A 16,953-nucleotide genomic window follows, 5' to 3' on the forward strand; every position below is an offset into this window, starting at 1 on the left:
AGAGCCGCTTGCAAAGCGGGCTCTTTTTTTATGCTTCATTATGAAATGCTTGCGGCCTGCTGAATGCTTTCTTGAAAAGCAGCCTGAAGCTGTTTTGTCACCGGTCCGGGTTTACCGCTTCCGATCGACTCTCCATCGAGCGTCACGACCGGAATGATCTCCGCCGTCGTTGAGGAAATAAAGATTTCTTCCGCCTGTCTCAGCTCTTCCTCACTGACAGGCTTCTCATCAAGCTTGATCCCATTCTTTTCAATCAGCCCTAAAATCTTCATCCGTGTAATTCCATTAAGAATGAGCCGGTTAGCAGGATGTGTCCGCACCGTTCCATTGATAACAACATAAACGTTAGAGGATGTACCTTCCGTGACAACACCGTCTCTCATTAAAATGCTCTCAAATGCTCCAGCTTCATAGGCTTTTTGCTTTGTCATAACATTATACAGTAAATTCAGACTTTTGATGTCGCATCTCAGCCAGCGAAGGTCCTCATCTGTAATGGCTGCCACTCCGTATGCCTGCTCTTGCTCCGGTTTTTTCACAGTAAATGTGTAAGCAGTCGTCTGCGGCTCAAGTCCTGCTTCATACTGGTGTTTTCGCGGCGCCACACCTCTTGTTGTCTGAATGTATACCGCTCCTTCACTGACCGCATTCTCCTGTACAAGCTTTTGCAGGTCCCACTCGAGATCTTCTATACTGAACGGCAGTGAAATCCCTATTTCAGCCGCACTTCTGAAAAAACGCTCCGCATGCTCGCGCAAGCCGAACAATACCCCTTTGTACACCCTGATAACCTCATAGATACCGTCACCAAACTGATAACCGCGATCCTCCAAATCGATCGATGCTTCGCTGCGCCCAATCAGCTGGCCATTGACTAAAACCTTCATAAAAGCCCTCCCTTTTCGAGATTTTCCCTGATGCTTTTCAAGCTGTTGTTGTCACTTATTCTATCATATTGGACAAGCTGAAAAACAGAAAGATCAAGAGATCTATAGCGGGAAGGAGTTTATTTTTCCCTTAAAATCTGATATTTCGACAAATTCCCTATGTTCTTTCCAGTTTTATTCCTGTATACTTGACTGGTAATACATAGGTTGTAAACATATGGCATCTTCATAAGCTGCCTGCTGTACAGCGATATGTAGAGATTTTATGCCAATGGAGAGATTGTTATGCGACAAACGAGAGGAGACGCTTCTCCTTCTGCAGTTTCGCTTGCTTTTAAATTTGCAAGTTTAGCAGTTTTATGTGTGCTGCTTTTGCTTATGGTGATTTTAGGTTATTCCAACAGCTCATCAAAAGCAAAGGAAGTCACTGTCACAACAAACGGCCAGCTTCGCAATGAGAAGGAAAGCCTGAAGCTGAAAAACGACTCCCCCGATCTGCTGATAAAACATCTGCAGACAAAGCGGAACATGGGAGATAAGACGGTTTACTTAACCTTCGATGATGGCCCGTCAGCCTTTACAAACCGCTTGCTCGACGTACTGAAAAGCGCTGATGTAAAAGCGACATTTTTTATGCTGTCACCGCGGATGAACGAATTCAAACAAGCTGTGAAAAGGTCAGAAAAGGAAGGCCACGCACTCGGTTTACACGGCGTTACCCATAATAACAAACTGTTCTATCAAACGCCGACATCTCCGTTAAAAGAAATGGAGGAGGCGCGTGACACGCTGCAAGATATTACAGGTTATAAAACCGATCTTGTCAGAACGCCATACGGGAGCAAGCCGTCACTGACCGCCTCACAAATCCGCAATCTTGAAAAAGACGGTTTTGTGTACTGGGATTGGACGATCGACAGCATGGACTGGAAATACCGCAATTCAAAATATGTGACTGCAGTATTACAGCAGCTTGAGAATATGGAACACGGCCATTCAAGCCGGCCGTATGTGATTCTCATGCATGATCTTCCTGCTACAGTAAACGCGCTGCCGGTACTAATCAATAAACTAAAAGAAAAGGGCTATTCCTTCGGAGTGTTAGAGGACACAATGGTTCCTGTTCACGAATAAAAAAAGTGAGGCGCATAAGTGCAGCCTCACTTTTTTATGCCCAAACTCCGGGCAAACTCTCCAATTTTTTGATGGATGACCATGTCAAACAAGCTGTCGCAATACGTCGGCTCGAGGTTAATGATGACTTTCTTCATGCCGGGAATCCGGCTTGCGTCCTCAGGCACAAACCTCGCCGGAGCAACCTCGAGAGACGTGCCGATGACCAATAAAAGATCTGCTTGTTCCAGTTTTTCATAAAGGGTGTCAAAGTGCAGGACGGCATCGCCAAAGAGAACAACATCTGTTTTTAATACCGTTCCGCAAATCTCCCCATCTTTTCCGGCTGCCGTACACTCCGGCACCTCCCGATCCAGCAAATGAGGAAGATCATATCGGGCGCCGCATGCCGGACAAGCTGCTGTCTGAATAGAGCCGTGCAGTTCATATACATGTCTGCTCCCGGCTTTTTTATGAAGGCCGTCAATGTTTTGTGTAAAAATATCGACCTGCTTCCCTTGCTTCTCCAGCTCAGCTAAAAGCAAGTGCCCTTCATTCGGTTCAAAGCTGCCGCTCATTTTCATTTGGAACAATTCTTTGAATTTGGGCCAAAACAGACGCGGATGGCTTAAAAAATAATCAAGGCTCATCGCTTCCATTCTTGAGGCATCCTCCGTCCAAATGCCCCCGGCTGAACGAAAGTCGGGAATTCCTGATTCTGTGCTCATTCCCGCTCCGGTCAGCACGACAATTCGCTGCGCTTCATTTAAAATATTTCTGAATGCTTCCACCTCAACACCGCCTTTTTTCTCTTATTTTACCATGAAAAAGACTCCGCCTCTGTCAGACGAAGTCTTCCCCTTTTTAAGCCCGTTCCTTTTCCTCTTTATTTAGATTCACTTGGAACGGATCGTTTTGGTGCTTTTGCTTTACAACAACCATTTGGCCGGGATATGCAAACTCGACACCTTCTGCGCCAAGGATTTCAATGATTTTATAGTTGATGTCCTCTCTAATATCGAGGTTTTCAGCCCAAACCGTTGTTTTTGTATAGAAGTTGAAAAATAAATTGTAATAGCTGTCGGCAAACGTATCAAAATTGACCATGATCGTTTCATTATCAACGCCCTCATGCTCCAAGAGCATTGTTCTGAGAGAACGAATAGAGCGTTCAAGGTTCTCGATCGGCGTAGCGTAGGACACATGAATGGAAAACGTAATCTGGCGTTTGGTCATTCTTGTCCAGTTCGTGATCGCTTCCATCGACAGCGTAGAATTCGGCACCGTTACAAGCGCCCCCTGTGCTGTTCTGAATCTCGTGCTCCTGAAGGTAATATCCTCTACTGATCCGGTTACCGTCGACGTCTCCACCCAGTCACCGATAGTAAACGGCTTCTCAGTAATAATAATGATCCCGCCGAAGAAGTTGCTGATGGTATCCTTCGCGGCAAGCGCAAAAGCCAGCCCGCCAAGACCAAGGCCCGCTACAAATCCGTTGACATCATAATTGAATTCCTGAGCGATCACACTGACACTGAGCGCAATAATGACAAAACGGAGCAATTTGGATAAAAACGGCGCCAGAATATCATCCATGTCCAGCTCGAAGCGCTGATTCACCTTATGGAAGATAAACGAAGACGTTGCGGTTAAATTACAAAGCCCCCAGCACAAGAGCGCCACAATCAGTGAACGGTATATTTTGCTGATGACCGGCATTTGCTCGTCTAAAAACGGTGAATAGCGGATCGCTAAAAACAGCCCCAAGGCAACAAAAAACCATCTGGCCGGCTTGTCAAACGCAAGTACCACCTGTTTGAAAATTTCTGTTTTCGGCCGGTTTGTCAAATTAAAAAGCAGATTAAAGAAATATCTTGTAAACAGTTTTCTAAGTATAAGAAACACCAGCAAAATCGCCAAGCTGATGCCGATTTGTATGATTTTATCAAGCGTGAAATATTGCTGCAGATAATCTGGCATGACAGTCTCCCCTCTATCTCAATCGAATGTTTATTATACTAAAAGATTCGTAAAGATGCTCTTCTAAATGTCTCTTTGCAGCACAAAACCCCGGCGGAACGCCGGGGCCAATTCTCAATTCATCTTTTCAGCCAGATTCAATAGGGACAGTCACTTACTTTTTTTCGTTTGTGTCTGATCAAGGAGAGTTGCTTTTTGCATTTCAGCATCCGTTTCGGCTTTAATTCTTTCCTCCACTCTAATTCTCCCTTTTCCCATGATCTCGCCTCCTTTTTTGCTATTATAAAGGATCAGAATTTGTTGTGAACATGTCGAAAGACCTAATTTTCTGCCGAAATATGCTCTAATACGCTGAGTGTCTTTTTTTAGTTATACGCAACGCTCAGCCCGGACGATTCCGATCTGGCAGAAAAAATTCACCAGTTTGTATCGCCGCGCATATATGGATTTGATACAATAACAGAAATGCCCATACGAGGAGCTGACTGAGCTTGTACACCATTGCCCATCGCGGAGCATCCGGCTACGCTCCGGAAAATACGATTGCCGCCTTTGACCTTGCGGTGAAAATGAATGCAGATATGATCGAACTGGATGTCCAGCTTACTAAAGACAGGCAGATTGTCGTGATACACGATGACAGGGTTGACCGAACAACAAACGGATCAGGTTTTGTTAAGGATTTTACATTGGAGGAATTGCAAAAGCTCGATGCAGGAAGCTGGTACGGCCCCGCTTTTCAGGGAGAGCGTATTCCAACCTTGGAAGCGGTGCTCAAGCACTACCACAAAAAAATCGGCCTTTTAATTGAATTAAAAGGCCATTCATCTCAAGTCGGAATTGAAGAAGAAGTGGGACAGCTGTTAGGGCAATTTTCTTTTTCTATTAATAATATTGTCCAATCCTTTCAGTTCCGCTCCGTCCAGCGGTTCCGCGAGCTTTATCCATCGATTTCGACAGCAGTCATTACAAGGCCCAATTTTGGCATGCTATCCAGAAATCAGCTGAAGGCCTGCCAATCTATCGCAAACTATGTCAATATAAAATACACACGACTCAACCGGCTAATGATCGCTTCCGCCCATAAAAGCGGCTTAAAAGTATTTGCATGGACTGTCAATAATCAAAAGGCAGCAGCAAAATTACAAGCCATGGGCGTGGACGGCATCGTAACAGACTACCCGGATTTCATCAAAAAGGATGGCAAACATGAAAATATATAGCGCGGTTTTTATCGGAGGCGCGCTTGGCGCCTGCCTCCGATACGGATTAAACATGTGGATGCACACCGGTCCGTTCCCGGCAGCAACCTGGCTGGAAAACGCGGCAGGCAGCCTTCTATTAGGCATTCTGACCGGCTTTTTTATGGTCAGGGCAAAACGCCCTCTGCTGTCGGCTTTTTTAGGCACAGGTTTTTGCGGCGGCTTTACAACAATGTCCACATTTTCTAAAGAAACGGTGATGCTTTTGCAAACACAATCCTCACTGGCTGTTTTGTATATGGCAGTCTCATTGATATCAGGAATCGTTCTTGCGCTGATTGGTGTTCTGGCGGGACGGCGCATTGCAGGCATTCAGCAAAGAAAGGGGCTGCAGGAAAGATGACACTAGCAGGTATCTTCATAGCGGGCGGACTTGGTGCGATGCTGCGCTTCTGGCTTGGCAATGTCATAACCGCCAAAACCAAAGGCCTCAGCCTGCCCATTGGCATATTAACAGTTAATATTTTCGGAGCTCTCGGGCTCGGCATGTTTACAGGGCTTCACGTTACGAATGCTTCGGCCTCCCTCATCATCGGCACGGGATTTTTTGGCGCCTTTACGACCTTTTCCACTTTCAGTGTTGAAAGTGTTCAGCTCCTGCTGGCCAAACGCGTAATGGAAAGCATCCTGTACATCGCCCTGACGCTTTGCGGGTCGCTTTTGGCATTTTGGTGCGGCTGGACAATCGCAGCGTAAAAAAACCTTGAGCTTATTTCTCGCTCAAGGTTGCACTGTTCAGCATTACAGGCTCGGGCATCGGCAGCGTATGGTGCGCTGTAACCCCGATTGTACTGCCGGCCTCTTCTTTTATATCAATTTGCTTGATTAATCGGCCCTCCATCTTCAGCACCTTTATCGTATATGAACCGATGCGGATGGATTCACCAGCCTCAATATCGATGTTTTCTTTCAATATCAGCCCGCCGATCGTATCGACGTCTTCTTGAATCGATGCGCCAAGAAGGCTGTTCACCTGATCAATTCGAACCTTTCCATCCATCACATAATGGCGGTCGCCAAGCTTTTGGATCAGCGGCTGTTCATCTTCATCAAATTCATCCCTGATCTCGCCGACAATTTCCTCAAGAATATCCTCAGTCGTCACAAGTCCCGAGGTCCCTCCGTATTCATCCGACAATATGGCCATATGAATGCGTTCGCGCTGCATTTTAATCAGCAAATCATGAACCGGGATGGTTTCAATCACTTCGATTACGGGCCGCACATACGGATGAATCGTCATCTTCATTCGTTCCTCTTCTGTCATAAACAGCAAATCAGAAAACAAATGCTTCGTATTGACCAAACCGATGACACTGTCTTTGTCCCCGTCTGTGACAGGCCAGCGCGTGTATTTTTCCTTCAGCATGACTTCAAGCATCTCAGCCATCGTCATCTCTGTTGACACAGCGGCCATTTCCTTCCGCGGTATCATAATTTCTTTGGCGATCCGATTATCAAATTCAAAAATCTTATTCACATATTTATATTCAGACGGATTAATCTCTCCGTTTTTTAAGCTCTCAGACAACAGCATTCTAAGTTCTTCCTCAGAATGGGAACCATCATGTTCTGACGCAGGCTTTAAACCGAACATGCCGCATAAAAGCCGCGCCGATCCATTGAGGATCCAAATAAACGGAAACAGGAGCAAATAGAATAAACGCAATGGACCAGCTATCAGCAAGGTCAGCTGTTCTGCCTTTTGAATCGCGACCGTTTTCGGGGCCAGTTCACCCACAACAACGTGCAGGAACGTGATCAAGGCGTACGCGACTGCAAAAGAGACTGCATGAGAAACCGATTCCGGCAGGCCGAGCGGTTCAAACAATGGTTGCAGCAGCCGTTCAAATGCCGGCTCCCCCAGCACGCCGAGTCCGATTGATGTCAATGTAATGCCCAGCTGGGATGCGGATAAATATTCATCCAAATCTGTAATGACACGCTTTGCGAGTATCGCCCGTTTGTTTCCTTCCGTTATAAGCTGATCAATTCTGGATCTCCTTACTCTAACAATCGCAAACTCGCTTGCAACGAAAAACGCGGTTAAAGCAATGAGCACGCCAATTAAAATCAGACTGTCAATATCGTCCATTTAACCTTATCCTCTCATCAAAGGATAAGGAGTCACCTCCTGATATAATCATTTTTCCTTAACATTGAGGTACGCGGTGTATTGTTGCCTAAGCAGAGGGCCCCATCATACCACCTCCAAGTCAAAGTTTGATTATAAATTGTATATTTTATTGTAACACAACTCATTCCAAAAATGATTTTTAATTTTTAGACTTTTAGAAACGGACGGAATCATTAACGCTCAGTTCAATCCCGAGTTCTACCGTTTGTTCTTTACCGAGCAAATTTAGCTGGACTTTTGCTCTTTTTTTGCGTTTATCAATTTTTTTAATGGTGCCTTCCAGCCCGTGAAGAGGTCCTGAGACCACATAAACTTTGGATTCCTCTATTTTAATCTTCGAATAGCTGATAATGTCGCCTTTTTCTATCAATTTAAATAAAACGCTCATTTCCTCTTCTCTTATTTGACAATAATATTCCCCGGCTTCTTTAGTGTAACAGCTGCCATTATTTACGAATCGATAGAAGTCAGGAATTGAACGCATTTTATGTAACATGTTGCCATTCATCCTTGTTTTGATAAGTACGTAGCCCGGAAATAATGTTTTCATGACATGATAAATTTTCCCTTTTCTTCGTTCGGGCACAACCCTCCTCGGGACCATTGAATAAAGTGTATCCGCATCAAAATACATGCTCAAATACTTTTGGACAATTTCTTCTTTTCCGCTTTCAACAAAGATTGCATACCAGTTCATTTGATATTATCCTCCAAGTAAAATAGAAATATCTCATTTTAATGTCGGCGCCATCTCTTTGATCGGCAAAACAGCAGCTGCTCGACTGTGCACAGCATCTGGATTTATTCTGTCCCAATCTAGATGCGCAGCCTTGTTTTTCAACAAATTTTCACTGAGGTACCGGACATGGATTCGTTTTCAAGCAGATCTTAATTCAATTGTTCCGCCTTTATACCATCGGGGAGGGAGAATGCATAAAACAAAATTCGTCTGCGATGGTATAACACAAAGCCGATGTTTTTTATTTTTCCGTTAAGCGGCGGCTTGTGCTTCTGATCCTTCGATCTAAGCTTTAAGATCCTCCTAATCACACAGTGCTGCCAGCGTCAGCTTTTGCCTGGAGCCAGTTTACGTATATTATCATTACCCTCATCAATTTCTGGATAAGTTCTTTATCAGCAAAACAGCGGCCAGCACGGGCACCACAAAGTGAAAAAGTATTGGAACTGTTCACACCACTATCGCATTGTCATATCTTAAATCAAGGGTATCTCTGATGTATTTAAAACTGCAAAATCCTTATAAAATTCATCTATGAAGACGAGTCCGGAGAACATACGGGCCAGTCTTTCTGCTTCTGAGGATGGCTGCAGGAGCACTGTCGGAGCATTCGATGTCGGATATAATCGCATGTTTTCTTCTCAGTACTTCCCTGACTAAAACTGGAGGCGGATATGAATTTTCACTCAGATTCAGCTTGATGGCTCTGCTACCTTTTATGGGCTGGCATGCAGATACATACGGGTCATCAGTTTGATATGAGGCAAAGTGACAGGCATGTCTTACAATCCTTAACTATTAAAATCTAGCAATTATATACATAAGTTTGAAGAAATGTTATGATTACCGTATCAAAATTTCAGAAAATGTTAAATGGTCAGTTTTTGTTTACTTTTGGATGTCAGTTTATTAATAAAGGAGTACTATCAGTGATTGAACTCACGCCGCTACTGAATGAAAAATCGAATATCCCTTTGTACATACAACTGTACCAATACATACGCGAGGAAATCGTATCGGGGAGAATCAAACAGGATACAAGGCTTCCATCAATCAGAAATCTATCAGTATATTTAAAAATCAGCAGAACGCCTATCGCTGATGCCTATGAACTATTGCTAGAAGAGGGATACATCAGAAGCAAGCCTAGAAGCGGTTTTTACGCTGTTTCACCGGAAACCATATCGGTTTTGCAAACTGAAGCTTCCAGAGAACCCAAAGAAGAGAACCCCAAAAATCAAATTGCGAGTTTCGACTTTCATTATGACCATGTCGATCTCTATCATTTCCCTTTTAAAAAATGGAAAAAATGGAGCAGTTTATGTTTAACGTCTGAAAATCTTCATCTGCTCCAAAAAAACGCTGACTTGCAGGGTGAATATGGCTTACGAAAGGAAGTTGCTTCGTACTTGCATCAAGTACGGGGGGTGTGCTGTTCACCAGATCAAATTATAATCAGTGCAGGAACCTATCATTCACTTCAGCTTTTGTTTCATCTACTGAAGGATGATGTCAAAATAGTAGGTACTGAAGAAGCTGTGAACATTGGAGTAAAAGCAATATTCGAACAATACTCATCCTTCAGCTATCGCTCAATAACCCTGGAGTCTGATGGCATTAGTATGGAAGATTTATATAATAGCCAGGCTCAAGCCGTTTATGTAACCCCCTCTCATCAATTCCCTTTTGGTATGACGTTTTCGATTAAAAAGCGAATGGAGTTGCTGCAGTGGGCTTATGAAAAAAACGCTTACATAATCGAAAATGACTATGACAGCGAATTCCGTTTTAATGGACGTCCGCTCCCGGCGCTCCAAAGTCTAGATAAGCATGATAGGGTGATTTATATCGGTACTTTCTCGAGGATTTTGTCACCTTCTTTCAGAATCAGTTATCTCATCCTACCCCGCTCTTTGTTTCACCGCTTTCAGCAGCAGACACACAGCTATAATCAGATTGTGTCCCCTATATTGCAAAAGACACTCCAATTGTTTATGGAATCAAATGATTTTGCAAGGCACATGCGGAAAATGCGACATTTATACCAAAAGAAACATGATATTTTAGTTGATGCGGTAAATTATTTCTTTAAGGATCAAGCAGACATTTCCGGGCAGGGGTCAGGCTTACATATTTTGTTGAAAGTAAAGAATGGTATGACTGAAAATGAATTGATTCTTGCCGCGAAAAAAGAGGGCATCAACGTGTACCCATCATCCATTTATCATCTGGAATCGTCATCGGCATCATCCGCTGCCGTTCTGCTAGGATTTGGTGCATTATCTGAAGAAACGATAAAGCAAGGTATAAAAAAGCTGGCAAAGGCTTGGAGAATCAAACAAATATAAAAAGCTAACAGCACGCACTGTTAGCTTTCTAGCTAGCTTATTCATGTGTTGGATATCTTCTTCAAATCTCATCAGCCGGTTGTATCGAGGAAACAAAGATATGACAATCGCGCTCCTTTTAAGGCTAATTGTTCATCCACTTGCTTCACTCTTTACACAAAATCTTTATATAAGGCAATAAAGATATCCCGTGAGTTTTTAATCTGTTCTATCGGCACACTGAAGGATAAACGGAAGTGCCCTTTCATTCCAAAGCCGCTGCTCGGCACGATTAATAATTTGTATTTTTGGGCAGCATGCACGCAAAATGCGACTTCATCTTCAATTGGCGATTTCGGAAACACAAAGAAGCCGCCCTTCGGCATTTCAAATTCAAAGCCGGCTTCTTTTAAAATGCCGACCATTAAATCCCTGCGCTCTTTATAAGCGCTTGCGTCGACTCTTAAATCATCCATTCTTGCCACAGCCCGCTGCATCATGACAGGCGCATTCACAAATCCAAGCGTTCGATTACAGAACACAAAAGCGTTGATCAAAAGGGCGGCATCCGGCATCTTGCTGTCTAATCCGATATACCCGAGCCGCTCTCCGGCTATGCCGAGATCCTTACTGAATGAGCTCGCCAAAATCACACGATGATACGATTGAAACGGATTTGCCAGCTCTTCATCATAGATTAATTGACTGTACGGTTCATCAAACAGCACATAAATCGTCTGTCCGCTCTTCTCTTCTATTTCTTTTAATAAAGCGCCTAAATCATCTATATTTTTCTGGCTGAGAACAGTGCCTGTCGGGTTATGAGGTGTATTGAGAATCAGCCCTTTCGTCTTTGAGGTAATCGATTGTCTCACCGCCTCAATATCAATCTCAAACCGGGACGTCAACGGGCAGCTGACAGCTTTTCCCCCGTAGTTCTCAATATACAATTTATACTCGGCAAAATAAGGTGCGAGAATAATAACCTCTTCACCCGGATTTACGATACTTTTTAACGCGACATTCAATGCGCCGCCTGCGCCTACCGTCATGACGACTCGCTCCGCCGAGAACTCGGCTTTAAAACGGGACCCCAGAAATTGCGCGACTTTTTCTCTTGCTGCCGGAAGCCCTTGATTTTGTATGTATCCGTGATTGCCTTTGGCAGCTTCCTCTATTAATGCTCTCTTAAAAGCTTCAGGCGGTTCAACAACCGGATTTCCGATTGAAAAATCAAACACCTGGTTATCCCCGAACTCTTTCTTCAGCCTTGCGCCTTCATCAAACAGCTTGCGGATCCATGATCCTTTATTTAAGTTTTCTTCAACTTCCCGGGATAACCCAGCCAATTTCATCTGTCCCTTCCGCACTTAAAAATTAAAATTCTATCTTTAATTGATCATCGCGAGATAACGCTGATTCAATAAATCGGCAGTTTCCGTTATCAATTTTTTTCCAATTTTATGGACGTGGCGGTTTCTCCAATTTTCCAGTTCTGATCCTTTGACCCATTGGTTAAAAGCGCCGAGAGCAGGACCACAGTGAATCTGATAGTTTACTTTTTGCTCTTCATCCCCAATTAGTGCAAGCCGCGTTGCGTTTCCGAAATACCATTTAAAGATAAGTGCCATTTTGTGTTTTGGCTGACGTTCCGCTCTTTCTATCTCATGCGGAGACCTATATTTTTTTATGTCTCCATAAACTTCTTTAAATGTCCGGTGAAAATATTTATCTTCTATCATTTTTCTCGTTTTTTCATCTATTTCATCTATTGATTTATAATTCCGATACAAGTCATAAAGCTTATTAGCTCTGACAGGAAAAAATAATCCTTTTTTGAGTACCTGGACTTTGGCCCCGATTTCAAACATATCTCCGGCTGGAGCATAATCGGTATCTTGTACATTCGCGAGCTGAAGCAAATCCTTTACGGCATCGCTTGTCCCGGCTTCCACAGTACACTGGTTAATGGAGCCTGTCACAATATAATCAGCGCCGAGCATAAATGCAGCAGCAGCCGCTTCTGGCGTTCCAATCCCCCCCGCTGAGCCGATTCGTACTTTTTTGGGATAGCGGTATTCAGCATGAATCTTATCCCGCAACTTAATCATAGCTGGCATGAGAGCGTACGCAGAACCATTGTCCGTATGTCCGCCAGAATCAGCCTCGACAGTTATATTATCAGCCATCGGAATTTCTCTCATTAATTCGGCCTGTTCCCGAGAGATTTTCCCCTCCCTAGTTAACTGCTCCAATAAATGATTCGGGGCAGGTCGCAGGAAAACTTCTGCCACCTCAGGCCGAGAGACCTTCGCAAAAATCCGGTTTTTCGCTTCAACCTTTCCATTCTGATTTCGTTTGACACCCCGAGCCCTATACATCACGAGCGGAGCTGTTAAGCTGATATAGGCGGCTGCTTCAATAATGTTTATCCCATACTGCAAATACAATTTTATCCTTTCTTCCTCTATATAAGGCTTGTCCGGACTGCACAGTAAGTTCATGCCGAAAGATTCAGCATTTGTCATTTCACGTTGGATACATTGAATTGCTCGTTCAATTGATTCAATTTTCATGCCTCCCGTTCCATAAAACCCAAGCATCCCCGCTTTTCCGACTTGTACCACCATTTGTTCCGACGCAATCCCTTTATACATAGAACCTGTCACATATGCATATTGTAAGCCGTATTCTTCTTTAAATGCATTGCTGCCAAGAGCCTTCGGTGTAATCTTTGTGACGGGCACAGACTGTTCTTTCCTATGATTCAGCTGAAGGGGCTCTGCTTCTTTTTGAATTTTTTGCGTCAGCTTCGTGAGCACATTACCTGGACCCACTTCCTCAATGGACTGCACCCCAATTGCAGACAAGTACCTTATGCTGTCTGTCCATTTGACTTGATGGGTAATTTGCATGGTAATATTCTTTTTAATGTCATCTCGGACATAAGGCATTCCTTCAACATTTGAAATAACAGGAATTTTTGGAGTCTTTAGTTGTATGCCTTCTAGAAAGTCGGAAAACTCTCTTTTCGCATCCGCCATATAACGGGAATGAAATGCTCCGCTTACCTTTAACGGGATAAAAGCAGCTGCGCCTGCCTTTTCAAAAATAGGCTGCGCCTGCAGGATATCCGATTCCAAACCAGAAATCACAATTTGTGTCGGTGAATTGTCATTAGCAATATCAACCGGCAGGCTATTTTCTTTTAATAGGTGCTTAATCTTTTGGACAGAAAAACCGATGACTGCAGCCATACCTCCGTTAACGGCCTTGCCCATCAGTTCTCCTCTTTTTTTGACAAGCCGCAATCCAGTTTCAAAATCAAATACACCTGCGGCAAACAAAGCGTTATACTCGCCAAGGCTATGTCCAGCCACAAAATCAGGCATTTTTCCTGTTTCATTGACCTTGTTTAAATAGCATAATGCATTCACAACAAAAAGGGCCGGCTGAGTATATTCAGTTTGTTTTAGTTTTTGGTTTTCGTCATGTAAACATAAATTCTTAATTGAATATCCCAAAATATCATCTGCTAGTTTTGTCAGGTTTGAAAACTCATCAAATAGGTTGCTGCCCATTCCCTTATATTGAGAGCCTTGACCCGGAAAAACATATGCTTTCAATCTTTTGTCTTCCTTTCTGTTTTGTAATAAGTCTGATTATTTCACAGCAGAGCAAGACCAATATTTCTTTTGGCGAAATTATCCGAAGACCATAAAAGATTAATTTCGACATACATATATGTAAACCATTAATTACTCTCACCGACAGTCAATGATTTCATCTGCGAAGCGGACATGAGGCTGCCTGTCAGGCTAGATTAGTTATAATGAGGCTGGCACAGACAGCGTGATAAAAGGCGAACTTAATTCCTGCAATACATTTCCAAGAGAATTACTAAAGAAGCATTTGCAAAGGGCTGCCAAACCGCCAAAACAGCAAATTCCAAGCCGCACCATCGCTGAACTCTCTTCTCGATTATGCTTTTGGAGGCTTTAATGAAGAATTCCTCTTTATATCTGCTCTCATATGAACTCTCTCCTATCCTTATCGTCAAGCTCAGTAAACAGAATTGCAAATCTATATCCATCTGATAGTACGAGAGCCTTGATTAGAAATACAGTGCGGTCATTCAGCATTTATTCCTTTATGTGTAAAAGAATAAATTCTTAATATTCAGAAAAATAAAAACAAGTATAATCAAATATACAGTTATAAAAAATTGTATATCATAAAGTTCGCAAGATCAATGCTTAGCACGCCAGGATATTAACCTGGTGAAATCTTGTGAGATTGTTTCCATTTCCCTTGATCTCTGCTTATGTTCCCTATGTTCCACCATCGTGCCGCAACAGCGAATGGCTTCCCTTATTTCTTTTTCGATTTCGTTCTGTATCACACTTGATTATGCAAAATATGTATCATTTAGTCAATGCTTTTATAGGATATTTTCAAAAAACACACTAAATTTATATTCTTGCCTAAATTAGCTTCGCGAACTCATCAAAAACAATAAACTTGTGCAAGACACCGTTCATATATTAAACTATTCTCATAACTATAACGTGATGGTTGGGAGGGATATAGATGGGGCTGAGACATATCGTATCAGTGAACTAGCGGCACTTGCCGGAGTAACGAAACGAACAGTTGATTATTATACGAATCTCGGTCTGCTTACGCCGGCCAGATCCTGTTCAAATTACCGTTACTACGATGAAAACGCACTAAAACGACTCATATTTATTGTAGATTGCAAGAAGCAGCGATTGGCCCTGTCCGATATTAAAGATCGACTGGAGAACCAGTTTCCCTCTTCAGCTAAACTTGATGATGAAATTGGAAATCTGGCATTAGAAATTGATCATATGAATCAAAACATCTCCGGAATCTTGCATCGGTTTGAACGGCTGAAGCCCGAGGAGCGTGACAAGCTGAAAAGCAAGCTCCCGCCCGAAAAGCTCGCCGTGTTCCAATCATTTATGCTGCTGTTAAGTTAAAACCATTTTATCTAACAGGAGGTGTTACCTTCATTCTCATTGCTAGGATGAAGGTTCTAATTGGACATAGTGAATTTGATTTTTGTCGCTGTTTTAATCGCCCTGACGGCATTTTTCGTGGCATCTGAGTTTGCCATTATCAGAATCAGAGGCTCACGGATTGATCAGCTGATCGCGGAAGGAAATAAAGCAGCAATAGCCGTAAAAAAAGTGACCACGCATCTTGATGAATATTTATCTGCGTGTCAGCTCGGAATTACATTGACTTCCATTGGATTAGGGGTTTTAGGTGAATCAACGATTGAAAGGATGCTTCATCCGCTTTTCGTACAATTGAACGTTCCAGGTTCCCTTTCACATGTCATATCGTTTATTTTTGCGTATGCCATTATCACGTTCCTGCACGTTGTTGTAGGAGAACTTGCACCTAAGACAGTCGCTATCCAAAAGGCGGAAGCAGTGTCTATGCTGTTTGCGAAACCGCTGATTTGGTTTTACCGCATTATGTTTCCATTCATTTGGCTTTTGAACAATTCCGCACGGTTATTGACAAAAGCATTTGGCCTGGAGACCGTTTCAGAAAACGAACTGGCTCACTCTGAAGAAGAGTTGCGCATCATTCTGTCTGAAAGCTATAAAAGCGGTGAAATTAACCAGTCAGAGTTTAAATATGTGAATAAAATCTTTGAATTTGACGACAGGCTCGCGAAGGAAATTATGATTCCGCGGACCGAAATTGTCAGCCTTCCGCATGATATAAGAATTTCTGAAATGATGGACATCATTCAGATTGAAAAATATACCCGCTACCCTGTGGAAGAGGGCGATAAGGATAATATTATCGGGGTTATTAATATTAAAGAAGTGCTGACCGCCTGCATCAGCGGCGAGGTATCAGTTGATTCCACGATTTCACAATTCGTCAACCCGATCATTCATGTCATTGAATCTGCGCCGATCCAAGATCTGCTTGTCAAAATGCAAAAAGAAAGGGTCCACATGGCCATCCTGTCTGATGAATATGGCGGGACTGCCGGGCTCGTAACGGTTGAAGACATCATTGAAGAAATTGTCGGCGAAATCCGCGATGAATTTGATATTGATGAAATTAACGAAATTCGCAAAATCGGCGAAGGCCATTATATTCTTGACGGAAAAGTGTTAATCGACCAAGTAAACGACCTCCTCGGCATTCATTTAGAGAACGAAGAAGTCGATACAATCGGCGGATGGTTCCTTACCCAAAAATACGATGTTGAAAAAGACGATTCTATCATCGAAGAAGGCTGCGAATTTATCATCAACGAAATCGACGGCCACCACGTCGCTTACATTGAAGTGAAAAAGCTCGCGACAGAAGAGCTGATCGAAGCTGGAGAACCGAAAGAAGCGTAATATAAAAAGGCACCTTTTATTGAGGTGTCTTTTTTATTATGTTTTGTCTTAACATTCCTATTCTTCTCCTATGAAAACTGCTGCTAATAAAACGGTAATCCTCGGGAATT

The 16,953-nt window shown here is 43.1% G+C and carries 15 protein-coding genes; 7 read left to right on the forward strand and 8 right to left on the reverse strand.

Annotated features, from left to right (window positions below; genetic code table 11):
- Positions 1–38: 38 nt before the first annotated feature.
- Positions 39–887, reverse strand: coding sequence for a D-amino-acid transaminase (gene dat, locus BSI_RS08285; protein ID WP_003239533.1), 849 nt, complete (start codon positions 885–887; stop codon positions 39–41).
- Positions 888–1,172: 285 nt separating this feature from the next.
- On the opposite strand from dat, the gene BSI_RS08280 reads away from it, so the two are divergent.
- On the forward strand, positions 1,173–2,021 hold the full coding sequence (locus BSI_RS08280; protein WP_003239534.1) for a polysaccharide deacetylase family protein: 849 nt from the start codon (positions 1,173–1,175) through the stop codon (positions 2,019–2,021).
- 26 nt (positions 2,022–2,047) lie between these two features.
- Here BSI_RS08280 and srtN read toward each other — a convergent pair whose 3' ends face one another.
- The 3 genes from srtN to BSI_RS0121300 all read right to left on the reverse strand — a co-directional run bounded on the left by srtN (position 2,048) and on the right by BSI_RS0121300 (position 4,238).
- Positions 2,048–2,791 carry a sirtuin NAD-dependent deacetylase gene (gene srtN / locus BSI_RS08275; RefSeq protein ID WP_003239535.1) on the reverse strand — a complete coding sequence of 248 codons (744 nt, stop codon included), beginning with the start codon at positions 2,789–2,791 and terminating at the stop codon, positions 2,048–2,050.
- A 73-nt stretch (positions 2,792–2,864) separates the two neighbouring features.
- Entirely contained in the window at positions 2,865–3,980 is a 1,116-nt protein-coding gene (mscY, locus tag BSI_RS08270) for a small-conductance mechanosensitive channel protein MscY (RefSeq protein WP_003239536.1), read from the reverse strand.
- A gap of 150 nt (positions 3,981–4,130) precedes the next feature.
- Positions 4,131–4,238, reverse strand: coding sequence for a YhdX family protein (locus tag BSI_RS0121300; RefSeq protein WP_003224203.1), 108 nt, complete (start codon positions 4,236–4,238; stop codon positions 4,131–4,133).
- Positions 4,239–4,471: 233 nt separating this feature from the next.
- On the opposite strand from BSI_RS0121300, the gene BSI_RS08265 reads away from it, so the two are divergent.
- Genes BSI_RS08265 through crcB form a run of 3 tightly spaced genes read left to right on the forward strand, consistent with a single transcriptional unit; the run spans position 4,472 to position 5,938 of the window.
- Positions 4,472–5,203: a glycerophosphodiester phosphodiesterase gene (locus BSI_RS08265; protein ID WP_003239538.1), complete on the forward strand. Its 732-nt coding sequence runs from the start codon at positions 4,472–4,474 to the stop codon at positions 5,201–5,203.
- Complete coding sequence (locus BSI_RS08260) at positions 5,190–5,585, forward strand: fluoride efflux transporter FluC (RefSeq protein WP_003239540.1); 396 nt, start codon at positions 5,190–5,192, stop codon at positions 5,583–5,585. Before BSI_RS08265 ends, BSI_RS08260 begins: the two co-directional genes overlap by 14 nt.
- The gene (gene crcB, locus BSI_RS08255) at positions 5,582–5,938 is read left to right on the forward strand and encodes a fluoride efflux transporter CrcB (RefSeq protein WP_003239541.1); all 357 of its coding nucleotides are present in this window, start codon (positions 5,582–5,584) and stop codon (positions 5,936–5,938) included. Before BSI_RS08260 ends, crcB begins: the two co-directional genes overlap by 4 nt.
- 13 nt (positions 5,939–5,951) lie before the next feature.
- Here the strand turns inward: crcB and BSI_RS08250 are convergent, their stop codons facing one another.
- On the reverse strand, positions 5,952–7,337 hold the full coding sequence (locus BSI_RS08250) for a hemolysin family protein (RefSeq protein WP_003239542.1): 1,386 nt from the start codon (positions 7,335–7,337) through the stop codon (positions 5,952–5,954).
- A 196-nt stretch (positions 7,338–7,533) separates the two neighbouring features.
- A complete protein-coding gene (loaP, locus tag BSI_RS08245; protein ID WP_003239543.1) occupies positions 7,534–8,076 on the reverse strand; it encodes an antiterminator LoaP in 543 nt (180 codons plus the stop codon).
- Positions 8,077–9,047: 971 nt separating this feature from the next.
- Between loaP and pdxR the strand changes: the two genes are divergently transcribed.
- Positions 9,048–10,466, forward strand: a complete 1,419-nt coding sequence (gene pdxR, locus BSI_RS08240; protein ID WP_003239548.1) for a MocR-like pyridoxine biosynthesis transcription factor PdxR — start codon at positions 9,048–9,050, stop codon at positions 10,464–10,466.
- Positions 10,467–10,618: 152 nt separating this feature from the next.
- On the opposite strand, the gene BSI_RS08235 is transcribed toward pdxR, so the two are convergent.
- Both BSI_RS08235 and fabD read right to left on the reverse strand, forming a co-directional pair.
- The gene (locus tag BSI_RS08235; RefSeq protein ID WP_003239549.1) at positions 10,619–11,800 is read right to left on the reverse strand and encodes a pyridoxal phosphate-dependent aminotransferase; all 1,182 of its coding nucleotides are present in this window, start codon (positions 11,798–11,800) and stop codon (positions 10,619–10,621) included.
- Positions 11,801–11,836: 36 nt separating this feature from the next.
- Entirely contained in the window at positions 11,837–14,071 is a 2,235-nt protein-coding gene (gene fabD, locus BSI_RS08230) for an ACP S-malonyltransferase (protein WP_003239550.1), read from the reverse strand.
- 945 nt (positions 14,072–15,016) lie between these two features.
- Here fabD and cueR point away from each other — a divergent pair.
- Together cueR and BSI_RS08220 are read left to right on the forward strand one after the other, a co-directional pair.
- Complete coding sequence (gene cueR / locus BSI_RS08225; protein ID WP_003239551.1) at positions 15,017–15,448, forward strand: Cu(I)-responsive transcriptional regulator; 432 nt, start codon at positions 15,017–15,019, stop codon at positions 15,446–15,448.
- Positions 15,449–15,508: 60 nt separating this feature from the next.
- Positions 15,509–16,843: a hemolysin family protein gene (locus BSI_RS08220; protein WP_003239552.1), complete on the forward strand. Its 1,335-nt coding sequence runs from the start codon at positions 15,509–15,511 to the stop codon at positions 16,841–16,843.
- The last annotated feature ends 110 nt before the right edge of the window (positions 16,844–16,953 follow it).

Source organism: Bacillus inaquosorum KCTC 13429 (genome assembly GCF_000332645.1).
Lineage (GTDB): Bacteria > Bacillota > Bacilli > Bacillales > Bacillaceae > Bacillus > Bacillus inaquosorum.